The sequence below is a fragment of the Sphingomonas sp. LM7 genome, from assembly GCF_002002925.1.
Taxonomy (GTDB): domain Bacteria; phylum Pseudomonadota; class Alphaproteobacteria; order Sphingomonadales; family Sphingomonadaceae; genus Sphingomonas.
Genome location: NZ_CP019511.1, coordinates 758,269 through 772,571, shown reverse-complemented (window position 1 = coordinate 772,571; position 14,303 = coordinate 758,269). Strand labels below are relative to the sequence as shown.

11 protein-coding genes are annotated in these 14,303 nt (G+C 67.0%); 10 read left to right on the top strand and 1 reads right to left on the bottom strand.

What is annotated here, in order from left to right:
- The first annotated feature begins 123 nt into the window (after nucleotides 1-123).
- From BXU08_RS03565 to BXU08_RS03535, 7 genes are all read left to right on the top strand, one after another.
- A complete protein-coding gene (locus tag BXU08_RS03565; protein WP_253190497.1) occupies nucleotides 124-1,449 on the top strand; it encodes a methyl-accepting chemotaxis protein in 1,326 nt (441 codons plus the stop codon).
- A gap of 19 nt (nucleotides 1,450-1,468) precedes the next feature.
- Complete coding sequence (locus BXU08_RS03560) at nucleotides 1,469-2,446, top strand: DUF11 domain-containing protein (RefSeq protein ID WP_077508834.1); 978 nt, start codon at nucleotides 1,469-1,471, stop codon at nucleotides 2,444-2,446.
- Between the two features lie 11 nt (nucleotides 2,447-2,457).
- The gene (locus BXU08_RS03555; protein WP_253190496.1) at nucleotides 2,458-2,913 is read left to right on the top strand and encodes a hypothetical protein; all 456 of its coding nucleotides are present in this window, start codon (nucleotides 2,458-2,460) and stop codon (nucleotides 2,911-2,913) included.
- 38 nt (nucleotides 2,914-2,951) lie between these two features.
- Nucleotides 2,952-4,043, top strand: a complete 1,092-nt coding sequence (locus BXU08_RS03550) for a DUF11 domain-containing protein (RefSeq protein ID WP_077508832.1) — start codon at nucleotides 2,952-2,954, stop codon at nucleotides 4,041-4,043.
- 116 nt (nucleotides 4,044-4,159) lie between these two features.
- On the top strand, nucleotides 4,160-9,127 hold the full coding sequence (locus BXU08_RS03545; protein ID WP_077508831.1) for a carboxypeptidase regulatory-like domain-containing protein: 4,968 nt from the start codon (nucleotides 4,160-4,162) through the stop codon (nucleotides 9,125-9,127).
- A gap of 165 nt (nucleotides 9,128-9,292) precedes the next feature.
- Complete coding sequence (locus BXU08_RS03540; RefSeq protein WP_171982409.1) at nucleotides 9,293-9,727, top strand: MarR family transcriptional regulator; 435 nt, start codon at nucleotides 9,293-9,295, stop codon at nucleotides 9,725-9,727.
- A 43-nt stretch (nucleotides 9,728-9,770) separates the two neighbouring features.
- Complete coding sequence (locus BXU08_RS03535; protein ID WP_171982408.1) at nucleotides 9,771-10,793, top strand: protein CsuE; 1,023 nt, start codon at nucleotides 9,771-9,773, stop codon at nucleotides 10,791-10,793.
- A 48-nt stretch (nucleotides 10,794-10,841) separates the two neighbouring features.
- Here BXU08_RS03535 and BXU08_RS03530 read toward each other — a convergent pair whose 3' ends face one another.
- A complete protein-coding gene (locus BXU08_RS03530; protein WP_077508828.1) occupies nucleotides 10,842-11,645 on the bottom strand; it encodes a class III extradiol ring-cleavage dioxygenase in 804 nt (267 codons plus the stop codon).
- A gap of 229 nt (nucleotides 11,646-11,874) precedes the next feature.
- Here BXU08_RS03530 and BXU08_RS03525 point away from each other — a divergent pair, with 229 nt between their 5' ends.
- The 3 genes from BXU08_RS03525 (at nucleotide 11,875) to BXU08_RS03515 (ending at nucleotide 14,294) form a co-directional block, all read left to right on the top strand.
- Nucleotides 11,875-12,378 (top strand): (2Fe-2S)-binding protein, encoded by a 504-nt coding sequence (locus tag BXU08_RS03525; protein WP_077508827.1) that lies wholly within the window; start codon nucleotides 11,875-11,877, stop codon nucleotides 12,376-12,378.
- Nucleotides 12,379-12,498: 120 nt separating this feature from the next.
- Complete coding sequence (locus tag BXU08_RS03520) at nucleotides 12,499-13,485, top strand: RcnB family protein (protein WP_171982407.1); 987 nt, start codon at nucleotides 12,499-12,501, stop codon at nucleotides 13,483-13,485.
- Between the two features lie 68 nt (nucleotides 13,486-13,553).
- A complete protein-coding gene (locus BXU08_RS03515) occupies nucleotides 13,554-14,294 on the top strand; it encodes a 2OG-Fe(II) oxygenase (protein WP_077508826.1) in 741 nt (246 codons plus the stop codon).
- The last annotated feature ends 9 nt before the right edge of the window (nucleotides 14,295-14,303 follow it).

Below are 14,303 nucleotides of genomic sequence, written 5' to 3'. Positions count from 1 at the left end.
GTTGCGGCCCCTCAAATCCAGGGCACCCAACGCTAAGCCTCTACAAATCAAGATGATCCCCCTCGCCCGCTGTGGTCGCAGCAGGCGGTGGAGTGGCATCGTGCTTTACTGAGGGGTTCAGCCTTGAACTGGTTTACCGCGCACGCTCCGATCCGGCTCAAGCTGCTGATCGCCTTTGGTGCAATGGCCGCATTGGTCGCCGTCCAGCCTATCGCCACCGTGATCGCCGGCCCCTCGGCGGGCCTTGTCGTCGGGCTGGGCGCCACCGCGCTTGCCGCCGTGCTCGGGATCGTCTTTCGTACTGCGATCGCAACGCCTTACGTCACCACCGTGCTCCGCATGGAGGCGCTGGCAGAGGGTGACCTGACGAGCCCGATCGTCTTCACTGACTATCGCGACTGCGTCGGCCGGATGACCAAGGCGATGTTCCGCTTCCGCGATTCCGCCCAGGCGCAGATTACGCTTAACGCCCAGGCCGAAAAGCATGCCCGCCTAGTGAACGGGATGACCGCCAACTTCAAGCGCCTCGCCAATGGTGATCTCACTGCCGATATTATCGAGGACTATCCCGCCGACTATGCGGAACTGAAGGCCAACTTCAACGATGCGCTGGCCAGCCTGCGCGACTTGATCGGTTCGGTCACGCAGAGCACCACGATGATCCGCGCGGGCTCCAGCGAGATCGCCGGCGCGTCGGAATCGCTCGCGCGCCGCACCGAAGCCAATGCCGCCAGCCTCGAGCAGACTTCGGCTGCGATCGCCCAGATCGACGGTCGCCTCAAGTCCAACGCCGTTGCCGCGACGCGCACCGTCGCGCGTGCCGACGGCGCCATCTCCACCGTCGGCAAGGGCCGCACCGTGACCGGCGAAGCCGTGCAGGCAATGAGCCGCGTCTCGGAGAGCGCCAAGGGCATCGACGACGTCATCGAGGGTCTCGACAAGATTGCCTTCCAGACCCGCGTCCTCGCGATGAATGCCGCCGTCGAGGCCGGCCGCGCCGGCGAGGCGGGCCGCGGCTTTGCCGTGGTCGCCGATCTCGTCTCCGCGCTCGCCATGCGCGCCGAGGAAGAAGCCAAGCGCGCCCGCGAGCAACTCACCGTCACCCAGAGCGAAGTGCTGACCGCCGTCGAGATGGTCCAGCGCGTCGATGGCGCCCTCGCCGCGATCTCGGGCGATGTCGATGAAGTCCATGCGCTGCTCAGCAACATGGCGAGCGACAACCAGGCACAGGCGATCGCGATCTCGCAGATCACCGAAGCCGTCGGCACGATGGATTCGGCCACGCAGCAGAACGCCGCGATGGTCGAGGAAACCTCGGCCGCCGCGCGCAACCTCGATGCCGAAGTCAATGCGCTCGCCGAACAGGCCACGCGCTTCCGCACCGGCAACACCGCCCCGACGAACCAGGCTCCGGCCCGCACGGCGCACCGCGCCCTCGCGCTCCACTGAGTTCGGGCTCGAGGACGTCATGACCCCCCGCTCGCCCTTTCCGCACCCCAGCCCGGCCGCGCGGCTTCGCCGCCGCGCGCTTTGCGCGGGCGCAGCGTGCGCGATGCTGGCATGCGCTGCGCCGGCAATGGCGCAGCGCGCAGGTAGCGAAGTGCGCAATATCGCAAGCGCCGAGTTGCTGGTCGAGGGTGCGCCCGCGCGCATCGCCTCGAACGCCGCGACGCTGCGGGTCGCCGAGCGCCTCGATATCGGCCTCGCTGCGACCGGCAGCGGCGTCACGATCGACGGCGCCGGGAGCGCGGTTCCGTTCACGCTGGTCAACGGCGGCAACGGCAATGAACGCTTCATCCTCGCCGGCACGCTCCAGGGCGTCGCCGGGCAGGTCCGCGGCTTCGCGCTCGACAGCAACGCCAACGGCATCTTCGACGCCGGCGATACGCTGCTCGACGGCCCCACTCCCATCCTGTCACCTGGCCAGGCGCTGGCGCTGCTTGCCGTCGTCGATCCCGGCATGGTGTCCAATGGCGCCGCGCTGGAGGTCTTCGCCCGCGCCGCCACCGGCTCGGGCGCGCCCGGCACGCGCTATCCCGGCCGCGGCGACCAGGGCACCGACGCCATCGTCGGCCCCACCAATGCCGAGGCGACGATGCGCTTCACGCTGCTTCCCGGCGGCACGGCCCCGGCCGCCAGCCTCGAAAAGAGCCAGAGCATCCTCGCGCCCGATGGCAGCGGCATGACCGTGCGCGGCTCGGTCATCACCTATTCGCTGGTCGCGCGCTTCGCGGGCAGCAGCACCGCCTGGGGAGTCCAGATCGCCGATCCGATCCCCTCGGGCACCAGCTATGTCCGCGGCAGCCTGACGCTTGATGGCGTCGCGCTCACCGACGGCGCCGACGCTGATTCCGGAAGCTTCGCCGCCGGCCGCATCGCGGTCACGCTCGGCGACATCCCCGGCGCCGCCACCCGAACCGTCCAGTTCAAGGTCAAGATCCTGTGAGGAGTATGCCCATGTCGATTACCCTGTTGCTCGCCGCGCTCACTGCCGCCCCGGCCGCGGCGTCGCCGATCGAGATCGTTTCGAGCGTCCTCGCCGAGAAGCGTGCGCCCGCGGCCGACGGCACGACCAAGGTCGAGCTCGTCCATGCCGCACGCGTCACGCCGGGCGACCGCGTCGTCTATCGCATCGAATATCGCAACAACGGCAAGCAGGCCGCGAGCGGGTTGGTCATCGCCAATCCGGTTCCCGCCGCCATGCACTATGCCGGCCCTGCCGATGGCTCCCCCGCGCCCGAACTTTCGGTCGACGGCCAGACCTTCGGTCCGCTCTCCGCGCTCAAGGTACGCAGCGGCGCCACGATGCGCTCCGCTGTCGCCGCCGATGTGCGCGTAGTCCGCTGGCGTCTCGCCCAGCCCGTCGCCGCCGGCGCCAAAGGCCAAGTGGCCTTTCGCGCGGTCCTCAAGTGATCCCCTGCCCAGAATAAGGTTAGTTCGTCATGTACAGAATGAAGTTGCATAATGCGCTGCTCGGCAGTGCCGCGATCGCCGTCGGCGTGACCGGCGCGGGCGCCGCACAGGCCCAGCAGACCCCTGCCGGCACTAGCGTCAACAACCAGGCAACCGTTAACTATGAAGTCGGCGGCAACCCGGCCTCGGCGTCGTCGAATGTCGCCACCTTCGTGGTCGACAAGAAGGTCAATCTGGCCGTGGCCGAAGTCGGCGGCGCGCCGACCCAGACTGCGCTCAGCGCCACCGATCAGGTGACGACCTTCACCGTCACCAACCTCACCAACTCGGTGCAGGATTTCCGGCTCGAGGCCGATCAGCAGCTGGTCTCGATCCCGCTGCTCGGCACCGACAATTTCAACATGAACAACTTGCGCGTGTTCGTGGATAGCAACGGCAACGGCACCTACGACGCCGGCGTCGACGTCGCGACCTATATCGATGAGCTCGCGCCCGACGCGACCGTCACGGTGTTCATCGTCGGCAACACGCCAAGCACCCCGGGTGCCGAGACGGCGATCGTCTCGCTCAACGCCGTCGTCGCCACCGGCGGCAGCGGCGGTGCGCTCGGCGCCGACCTCGTCGCCAGCTCGATCCTGGTGGCGGACTCGCCGACCACGGTCGAAACGGTCTTCGCCGACGACGGCGGCCTGCTCGACGGGCTGCGCAACGGCCAGAGCCGTGCGTTCGACGCCTATCACATCTCCACTGCGGTGGTGACGATGACCAAGAGCGCGACGGTGATCAGCGATCCGATCAACCTGCTGCTCAACCCGCATCCGATCCCCGGCGCGGTCGTCGAATATTGCATGCGCGTGGCCAATGCCGGTCCCGGCACCGCCAGCAACATCGTGCTGACCGACGCGGTTCCGGCGAACAGCACGTTCGTTCCGGGCTCGATCGCGGTCGGTACGTCGGGCATCCTCGGCGCCTGCATCCTGCTCGGCACGTCGGAGGACGACAACAACACCGGCGGCGACGAGACCGACCTGTATGGTGGTTCGTTCGACGGCACCACGGTGCGCGCGACCCTGCCCACTGTGTCGGCATTGACGTCGATGTCGATCGCGTTCCGCGTGACCGTCAACTAACCGCCCCGTCTCCCTTTTCGAGACCTCTCTCAACCGGCGCGCGGGCACCCCCGCGCGCCGGAACGGGAAGCTGCATGCTGCGAAATCGCCCTCCCTTGCGCGCCTTTGGCCGCGCCATGGCTCTCGCCATCGCCACGCTGTCGATACCGACTGCGGGGGCGCAGACGATTCGCAACACCGCGGCAATGACCTTTGCGACCGCCGAGGCTGGCCCGCAGACGATCGCGTCCAACACCGTGACGCTAGATCTCGCCAAACGCCCGACCCAGATGCGGTTCCACGAAATTCCGGCGGGGTATGAATATACCGGCCTCGCCTGCCAGACCGACCCCGTTCTCCAATTCACGCCTAGCCAGGTCTCGCCGCGCGAACTCGCCAAGGCGCCCCCGCTGGCGACGATCCAGCGCGGCCAGGCACTGATCATCGAACTCGACGCACAGGCCGAGAACCGCGATCCACTCAAGCGCGAAGTCGCGTGGATCGACGTGTCCGCCGGCGACTTGTCGGTCAAGCTGCCGATCACCGAGACATCCGAGAATACCGGCGTCTTCGCCGGCGGCGTCTCGGCATCGGGCACCCACCCCGAATTCGCCGCGTGCGACATCGCCAAGCGTGCGTCGGGATCCAAGATCCGCGTCTCGTTCGTAGGCAGCGAAGACAGCTTCTCGTCCGAAGCCGACGTGCTGGTCGATCCCGAAGGTTATGTCTTCGATTCGCTCACCGGCGCATTGATCGACGGCGCGACCGTCACGTTGATCGACAACGCTACCGGCCGGCCGGCCGAGCGGGTCTATGGCGATGACGGGACAAGCGCCTATCCCAACACCGTCATCAGCGGTGGGAGCGCGACCGATGCCAGCGGCCAGGTCTACAATTTCTCGCCGGGCAATTTCCGCTTTCCACTGGCGCCCAAGGGCTTTTACCGGCTCCAGGTAACCCCGCCGGGCGCCTACACCGCGCCGTCGCGCGTCACACCCGACGCGCTCGCGCACCTCACCGGCCCTCCCGGCGCCTTTCGCATCACCGATGCCTCCTATGGCGGCAAGTTCGAGCTGTTCGATCCCGAGCCGGTCCATATCGATATTCCCATCGATCCGATCATCGCCCGCACCCTGCTGGCGCCGCAGCTTGTGCTGGAGAAGACCGCATCGGTGCGCGAGGCATCGCCCGGCGAGTTCGTCCAGTATCGCCTCGATCTGCGCTATGTCGGCCTGTCGCCTACGGTCAGCGAAGTCGTCATCGACGATACGCTGCCCACCGGGCTGCGCTACCGCCCGGGCACCACCCGCGGCGCGCCCGAGCCGACGGTATCGGCCGACGGCCGCAAGCTCTCCTTCACGCTGCCGCGCATGATGGGCGAAGGCAGCGCCGCGATCAGCTACATCCTTTCGGTCGCCCCCGGCGCCAGGCAGGGCGATGCAGTCAACCGCGCTATCGCCTGGACCGTCGCCGGGCGCAGCAACGAGGCGAGCGCCTTAGTGCGCATCCGCCCGCTGCTGATGACCGACGCCATGACGCTGCTCGGCCGCGTGACCGAAGGCGGCTGCGGCGATCCGCTGCGCCATCGCAAGGGCGTGGCCGGCATCCGGGTAGTGATCGAGGACGGCAGCTTCACTGTCACCGACGCCAACGGCTTCTATCATTTCGAGGGCGTCCGCCCGGGCACCCATGTCGTCCAGCTCGACACCGCCAGCCTGCCCGTCACCCATGCCCCCGCCACCTGCGACCGCGACACCCGCAGCGCGGGCAGCGACATCTCCCGCTTCGTCGAGGGTCAGGGCGGCAGCCTCCAGCGCGCCGACTTCCAGCTCGTCCTCACCGGCAAGGCGGCCGTTGCCGACACCGCGCTGCCGGTGGTTCAGGGCGACGACGCCCTCGCCGCGGGCAACCGCACCGACTGGCTCGATAATGCCACCCCGGGCGTCGACTGGCTGTTCCCGGAGATGGACCACAATCCGCGTTCGCCCGCGCTGCGCGTCGTCATCCGCCACCAGCCCGGCCAGCGCATCGCGCTGAGCGTCAACGGCAAGCAGGTTGAGGCGCTGAGCTTCGACGGCACCGATGCCGATGCGGAACGCGACGTCGCAATCTCGCGCTGGACCGGCATCCCGCTGGCCGACCGCGACAACAAGCTTGAGGCGCGCGTCCTCGACAAGGACGGCAATCTGGTCACCACGCTGACTCGCACTGTCCATTACGCCAACGTCCCGCTCCGCGCCGAGCTGGTCGCCGGAAAGTCGCGCCTGATCGCCGACGGCCTCACCAAGCCGCTCGTCGCAATCCGCGTCACCGACCGCGACGGCCGCCCGGTCCGCGCCGGCACGATCGTCCCCTTCCGCGTCGACCAGCCCTATGGCGCCGCGCAGGAGACCGAAGCGCAACAGGGCCGCCAGCTCGCCGGTCTCGATCGCACCGAAGCGACCGCGCGCGTGATCGGTGACGACGGCGTCGCCTTCGTCGCGCTCCAGCCGACCACCCAGGCCGGCAGCGCGCACATCACGATCAAGCTCGCCGACCAGGGCCTGACCCAGACCAGCGAGATCAAGGCGTTCCTCGCCGCCCCGGCGCGCGACTGGATGGTCGTCGGCTTCGCCCGCGGCACCGCCGGCTTCGACATGCTCCGCTCGAAGAGCAAGACCTTGCCGCGCCGCGACCGCAGTGACGTCACCACCGACGGCCAGGTCGCGCTCTATGCCAAGGGCCGGATCAAGGGTTCGTGGCTGCTCACCCTCGCCTACGACAGCGACCGCGCCTACGATCCCGATCGCGGCCTGCTGGGCACGATCGATCCCAACCGCTATTACACCGTCTATGGCGATGCCAGCCAGCAGGCCTATGACGCGCCGACCCGCGGCAATCTCTACCTCCGCCTCGAGCGCAAGGCATTCTACGCGCTGTTCGGCGATTTCGAGACCGGCTTCGTCGACACGCGCCTGGCCCGCTACAGCCGCACGCTCAATGGCGTGAAGGCCGAGGCTTCAGGCGACACCGTCACCTTCAGTGCCTTCGCCGCCCGCGACGAGGATCGCTATGGCCGCGACGAGATCCAGGGCAACGGCCTGTCGGGCCCCTATCGCCTCTCGGCGCGCGACATCGTGCCGAACAGCGACAAGATCACCCTCGAGACCCGCGACCGCCTCCGTTCGGACCGCATCCTCGACAGCAAGCTGCTCACCCGCCACATCGATTACGACATCGACGCGATCGGCGGCACGCTGCGCTTCCGCGAGCCGATCCTCAGCCGCGATGCCGATCTCAACCCGGTCTACATCGTCGCCGATTACGAGACCTATGGCCGCGGTCGCAAGATCGCCGCGGGCGGCCGCGGCGCGGTCAAGCTCGCCAAGGGCAAGGTCGAGCTCGGCGCCACCGTGCTTCACGACCAGGCCCAGTCCGACGCCACCGTCGCGGGCCTCGACCTGCGCGCCAGGCCGGTCGAGGGCATCGAGCTGCGCGCCGAAGTCGCCACCGGCGGCCGCGAGGGGCTGCACTCGGCACAGGCGCTCACCGCCGAAGTCGAGCATCATGGCGGCGGCGTCGATGTCCTCGCCTATCTGCGCCACCAGGAGGCCGGCTTCGGCGTCGGCCAGCAGAATGCCGGCGAAGCGGGCACCACCAAGGCCGGCGCCGATGCGCGCCTCCAGCTGGGCGGCGGCTTCTCGGCCACGCTCGCCGGCTGGCGCCAGGAAGACCTGACCAGCGACGCGAGCCGCACCGCGGGCGAAGCGCGCGTCGAATATCGCAAGGATTCGAGCCTGATCTTCGCCGGCGCACAGCTGGCCGCCGACCACGGTGCCGATGGCCAGGCCCGCAACTCGACCTTGCTCACCGTGGGCGGCACCCAGTCGCTGCTCGGCAACAAGCTCGAACTGACCACCCAGGCGCAGGTCGCGATCGGCGGCGCCGACGACAGCACCGATTTCCCCGCCCGCCAGCAGATCGGCTTGAGCTGGAAGGTGCGCAACGGCGTCCGTCTGATCGGCGGCTACGAAATCGCCAAGGGTGACGACTATTTAGCGCACAATGCTCGTATCGGTTTCGAGGTTGCCCCCTGGACCGGCGCGCGACTGATGTCGACGATCAACCAGCAGGCGCTGGGCCAGACCGATGGCGAGAACGGCCGTCGCGCCTTCGCCCAATATGGCCTCAGCCAGTCGCTGCCGCTCGGCAAGCACTGGACGGTCGACGCCACGGTCGATGCCAGCACCACCGTCTCGGGCGAAGTCCCCGAGACCAGCCTGTCGCGTCCGGTGATCGGCAGTTCGATCCTCGGCCAGAATGTCCGCGAAGGCGATTTCGTCGCGATCACCGCGGGCGCCGGCTATCGCAGCGAGCTGTGGTCGTGGAACGGCCGCGCCGAATTCCGCACCTCGCAGGAATCGCGCCGCCTTGGCGTCACCAGCAACCTGCTGCGCACGCTCGGCGAGGGCAAGACGCTGGCGTCGTCGCTCCGCGCCTATCGCACTACCGACAGCAAGGGCCGCTCGGTCGTCTCGGCCACCGGCGATCTCGCGCTGGCGCTCCGCCCGGCGGACAGCCCCTGGTCGCTGCTCGAACGCTTCACGCTGCGCCACGAGCAGGCCGATCAGGGCGTCACCAGCAACAACGTGCTCGACGTTCCGACCTTTGCGCAGGGCGGCCTCGCCACACTGCGCGCGGTCAACAGCCTCGCGATCGGCTATCGCTCGGGCGAGGAGGGCGCGTCGCACGGTTTCGAGGCGAGCGTCTATTACGGCGCCAAGTACGTTCGCGGCCGCTATGCCGACGAGAAGCTCGACGGCTTCATCGACGTGATCGGCGCGGAGATCCGCAAGGACGTCCGCCGCAATCTCGACATCGGCGTGCAGGGCAGCGTCCAGCACAGCTGGACCGAAGGCACCGCAAGCTTCTCGGTTGGCCCCAGCGTCGGCGTCTCGCCGAGCAAGGGCCTGTGGTTCAGCGCCGGCTACAATATCGCAGGCTATCGCGACCGCGACTTCGAAGACGAGCGCTACACGCGCCAGGGACCCTATGTCACGCTGCGTGCCAAGTTCGACCAGTCGCTCATGGATCGTGCGCGTAATCTATTCGGCGGGAGGCAATGATGCGCTCGACTCCTCCATTGTGGACTTTGTTTTTCCGTCGAAGGCATGCGAATGTCCGCAGAAGGCTCCTTATCCTACTTAAAACTATAACCCATGTTATACTTGTGGAGGCGGTCCGAGTCGCTACGATGCAATCGAGTCGTCTGGAAAGGGTCCAGGTATTCGATGAGTCGGAAGAAGCAGGACCCCGCCGATACGGAGCAGCCCGGCGACCCCATTGCCGCGCCGGGGAGCATCGAGGAATTGATGTGCGCTCGCGCGGAGGCAGACCATCGCGCAAGTGTGGAGAGCATCATTCGCGTCCGCGAAGCACGCGGCAAGTTCATGCCCGAGAACTGGTTCTCGGATCCGGCGTGGGACATCTTGCTGCGGCTCTACCAGGCCTATCTCGACGGGCTCGAACGCACGGTGGGCGATCTGGGCAGCTTTGCGAGCACCTCGCCGGCGACCACAATTCGCTGGCTCGACGTGCTGACGGCACGCGGCTGGATCCATCGTCGTCGCGACGAGCGCGATCAGCGCCGCGTCTTCATCACGCTTTCGGAAGAGGGCGCCGAACAGATGCGCGAATGTTTCGAGCAGATGCGCAAGATCTGCTGATTTCCCGGCGCCGGGCCGCGCGCCCGTTTGCGGAGCAATGCCTGTGATCGCCCTTCTTCACCGCCTCGCTCTGGCGTCACTCGCGCTCGTCCTCTGGTCTGCGCCGGCCGCCGCCTGCACTGTGACCTCGCCAGCCGCGAGTGATTTCGGCAGCCACTCGCCCAATGCGATCAAGGCCGCTGCCGTCCCTGTAGTTGAGCGCTTCGGCGGATTCTACTGCGCGGTCTCGTTGCTGGGTGGCAACGTCCTAACCGCGACGATCAGCAATGCCAACAGTTTCAAGCTGACCTCGGTTGGGCATCCGGACGGCGCCTTCGAAGTCTTCCCCAGCAAGACGAGCAGTTCCGCGATGGCCTCGGGCGTCGCGGTAAACTTCCTCAATCCAAGCGTAGTCGATCTGGCAGCATTGCTTGGCGGCAGCGCGGGCAACATTCCGTTGTTCATTAAGCTGTCGAGCGCGGGCCTGCTCACGCCGGGGACCTATAACGGCGCGTTCCGCGTCACTTGGACGTGGAAATTCTGCTCGGGCGTATGGGTCGGCAGCACATGCACGCTCGGCACGGTCGATCAGGGCACCGCCGCATCGGACATCGCATTTACCGTCACAGTAGCGCCCAAACCCGTGACCGTGACGATGAGCGGCGTGACCACCTGGGATCCGATCGCGGGCACCACCTTCCCCAAGGCAATCGTCGGCGCCAAGAAGCGCGTCACCGTCGTGGTCTCGAACCCGGACATTGTCCCGACCGATCTCAATTCGGTGCGCGTCGAAATCCCGAGCCAGGCAGGTACCGCGCTCGCGCTCGAAGGCGACGGCGCCAGCATCGGCGCGCCGATCAAATTCACTGACGGCACGCCGAGCTCGACGCTGGCGTTCAGCTACACCAACGCCGGCGACGGCGCAGACGATGTCGATTTCTTCGCCGACGGCACCGGCTGGGCCTATGTCCCCACCCCCGGCGACGCCGTGTCGCAGCGGCTGGTCAAGAAGGTCCGCCTCAAGCCCCGCGGCAAGCTTGCCCCCGGCTCGTCGTTCACCGTCACGCTGCCGTATCTGGTCTATTAGTCATTCGATCCCCTCCCTTCCTAGGGAGAGGTTAGGGGGTTGACCCTCTCACCCAAACCGGAACCCGCTCACCGCCCACCCCATCACATGGTCGCGATAGTCGCACGCCGCCGGCCCCTCCCCGCCCGCGCCGAGCGCCACCATCAGCGGCAGCAGATGCTCCTCGCGCGGATGGGCGAAATGGGCGTGGGGAAGCTGATCCCATGCCGCCACGCGCGCCGCCCGGCGCAGCGGATCGCCATCGGTGACGGCATCGACTAGCGCGGCATCCCATTCGTCGGCGACCGGCGTCACCTGCGGCCCCCGCGCGCGGAGGTTGTGGAAGCTCATCCCCGATCCGACGATCAGCACGCCTTCGTCGCGCAGCGGTGCCAGCGCCCTGCCGATCGCGATATGCGCTGCGGGATCGAAATCCTTGCGCAGCGACAGTTGGACAAGCGGGATGTCCGCCTCGGGCACTGTGACCATCATCGGAATGAACACGCCGTGATCCCAGCCCCGCGCGCGCTCGACGCCGGTCGGGAAGCCCGCTAGCTCAAGCAATTGCTTGGCCCGCGCCGCCACCTCGGGCGCGCCGGGCGCGTCCCAGCGCAGCTTGTACGTGTGCTCGGGAAAGCCGTGATAGTCGAACAGCAGCGGCTGGCCGTTCCCGGCATGGACCGTCACCTGCTCCTCTTCCCAATGTCCGGAGACCATCAGGATCGCCCTGGGCCGTTCGGGCAGGCTGTCGATCAGCCCCGCAAGATACGCCTGCATCTTCTGCCACATCGGATCGGCCGGACCGCCATTGGGGTCCATGAAGAAACATGGGCCCCCGCCATGCGGGATGAACAGGCTGGGCAGGGTCGTCATAAAAATCTGTCCTACAAACCGATGTTCCGCTATTGTTCCACCATGGCGATCGAGGAAGTTGCACGATTTGGAAAACAATCTGCGAAACAAAATTCCACCGCCACGCAACTAGATTCCACGTCCACCGTGAAAACCGTAAAATTCCGGGCAGCGAATCCAACATCGGCGGGACAGGGCAGCGCGACAATGCCGGTTTCGGAAACACCCTGTTTCCGGCTACACCCGCGGCATGACTCGCTTCACCGTCAACAACCAGCCGGTCGAGTACAAGATGGACCCGCGTACGCCGTTGCTCTGGGCGCTGCGCGATGCTTCCAACCTGACCGGCACCAAATATGGCTGCGGCACCGGCGATTGCGGTGCCTGTGCCGTGGACGTCGATGGCGGGCTGCGGCTCGCCTGCCAGGAGACGATCGGCGCGCTCGAGGGGACCTTCGTCACGACGATCGAAGGGCTTTCGAAGGAGCGCACGCATCCCGTCCAGCAGGCCTTGCTCGCGACCAACATCGTCCAGTGCGGCTATTGCATCCCGGGAATCGTCATGGCCGCGTCGGTATTGCTTCGAAACAATCGCAATCCCAGCGAGGACGACATCAAGGTCGGCATCCCCAATATCTGTCGCTGCGGCATCTATCCCCGGCTGATCGGGGCGATCACCGAAGCGGCGCGATCGGCGCGCGGCGAAGCGCCATTGCCCCCCGATCCGGAACCCGAGACGCCGGCGCCCGAATGAGCTTTCCCAATTCTTTCAATCACCTTTCGCCGCAATTCAGCAACCGCTCATCCGGCGAACTCTATTTCCAATCCCACGATGGTGCCCGGCCTCATGCCGGCCTCGACGGAGACAGTTGAGATGAAGAAGACCTTGCTCGCGGTGCTCGTCGCCGCAACGGCTCTGGTCCCGCCGGCGGCGCTTGCGCAGGACCGCGGCCGTTGGGGTGGCCGCGAACGTGCCGAGAGTTCGTCGGGAAGCGGCCAGTCCCAGGCGCGCCAGGGCCGCAGCGAATGGCGCCAGCAGCAGCAGAGCCAGCCCGCGCCGCAGGCACAGGCTCAGCCGCAGCGCCAGTCGAACAATGGCGGCGAACGCCAGCGCGGCAACTGGAACCGCGGACAGGCCCAGCAGCAGGCGCCACAGGCCGCTCCGCAGCAGTCGCGACCCCAGCGCAGCGACGTCAACCGCGGCGACCGCGGCCAGTGGAACAATGGCGGCCAGCGCAGCCAGTGGAACGGCAGCAACAGCCAGTGGAATGGCGGCACGCGCCGTCCCGACGCCGGCCAGCTTCCACAGCTCGATCAGCGTCGCCAGCAGCAGGTCCGCGACGCCACGCGCAATCGCTGGAACGACGGCGACCGCGATCGCGGTCAGGTCGATCGCGGCAACCGCGACTGGAACGATCGCAACCGCAACCAGGCCGGTCGCGGTGACCGCAACTGGAACGACAACCGCGACCGGGGCCAGTATGACCGCGGCAACCGCGGCTGGAACGACAACCGCAACCGCGGCTGGGGCAATGACGGCAATCGCGGCCGCTGGAACAACAATTGGCGCAACGATCGCCGCTATGACTGGCGCGGCTACCGCACCAGCAACCGCAGCCTCTATCGCCTGCCGCGCTATTACGCGCCCAGCGGCTGGGGCTATGGCTATCGTCGCTTCGGCATCGGCTCGATGCTAGATTCGATCCTCTATTCGTCGAGCTACTGGATCAACGATCCGTTCTATTATCGCCTGCCCGAGGTCGATGGGCCATACCGCTGGGTGCGCTATTACAATGATGCGATGCTGATCGACATCTACACCGGCGAAGTGGTCGATACGATCTACGACATCTTCTGGTAACGCTCGCGGGCCCGGTGGCGACACCGGGCCCCTTGCAAATCCGTCCGCAGCGCGCGATTTCGCGAGGCGTGAGCAAGAACGGCAACAAGAATGACGGCAGGGTCTCGGGCGGCCCCTCCCCCGTCCGCGCGAAGATCTGCCGCGACGTCGTCGCTCGGCTGGAGGCCAATCCCGCGGTCCGCCGCGCCAAGACCGACGCGGCGCAGATGTTCACTGTCCCCGATTTCCTCAGCGAAGCCGAGTGCGATGCGCTGATCGACTTGATCGACACCAATTCGCGCCCCTCGACCTTGCTCGCCGCCAGCGAGGACCCCGAATACCGCACCAGCCACAGCTCCGACCTGTATCGCTGGTCCGAGGAGATCCTGGCGATCGACCAGCGCATCGCCAGCCTGCTCGGCATTCCCGAGGAGAATGCCGAGACGCTCCAAGGCCAGCGCTACGCGGTCAACCAGCAGTTCCGCGCGCATTGCGACTATTTCCACGAGGCAAGCGCCTATTGGCCCAAGATGAAGGAGACCGGCGGCCAGCGCACCTGGACCGCGATGGCGTATCTCAACGACGTGGCCGAAGGCGGCGCCACCTGGTTCCCCCGCGCCGGCATCCGCTTCAAGCCCAAGCGCGGCATGCTGGTGATCTGGAACAACATGTGCGCCGACGGCACCCCCAATTACGACACGCTGCATGAGGGCATGCGCGTGCTTGACGGCACCAAGTACATCGTCACCAAGTGGTTTCGCGAAGGCGCCTGGATCAAGGATTACATCCAGACCTATGTCGCCGGCGGAATCGAGAACGCGGCGGACTGAGGCGGCTTT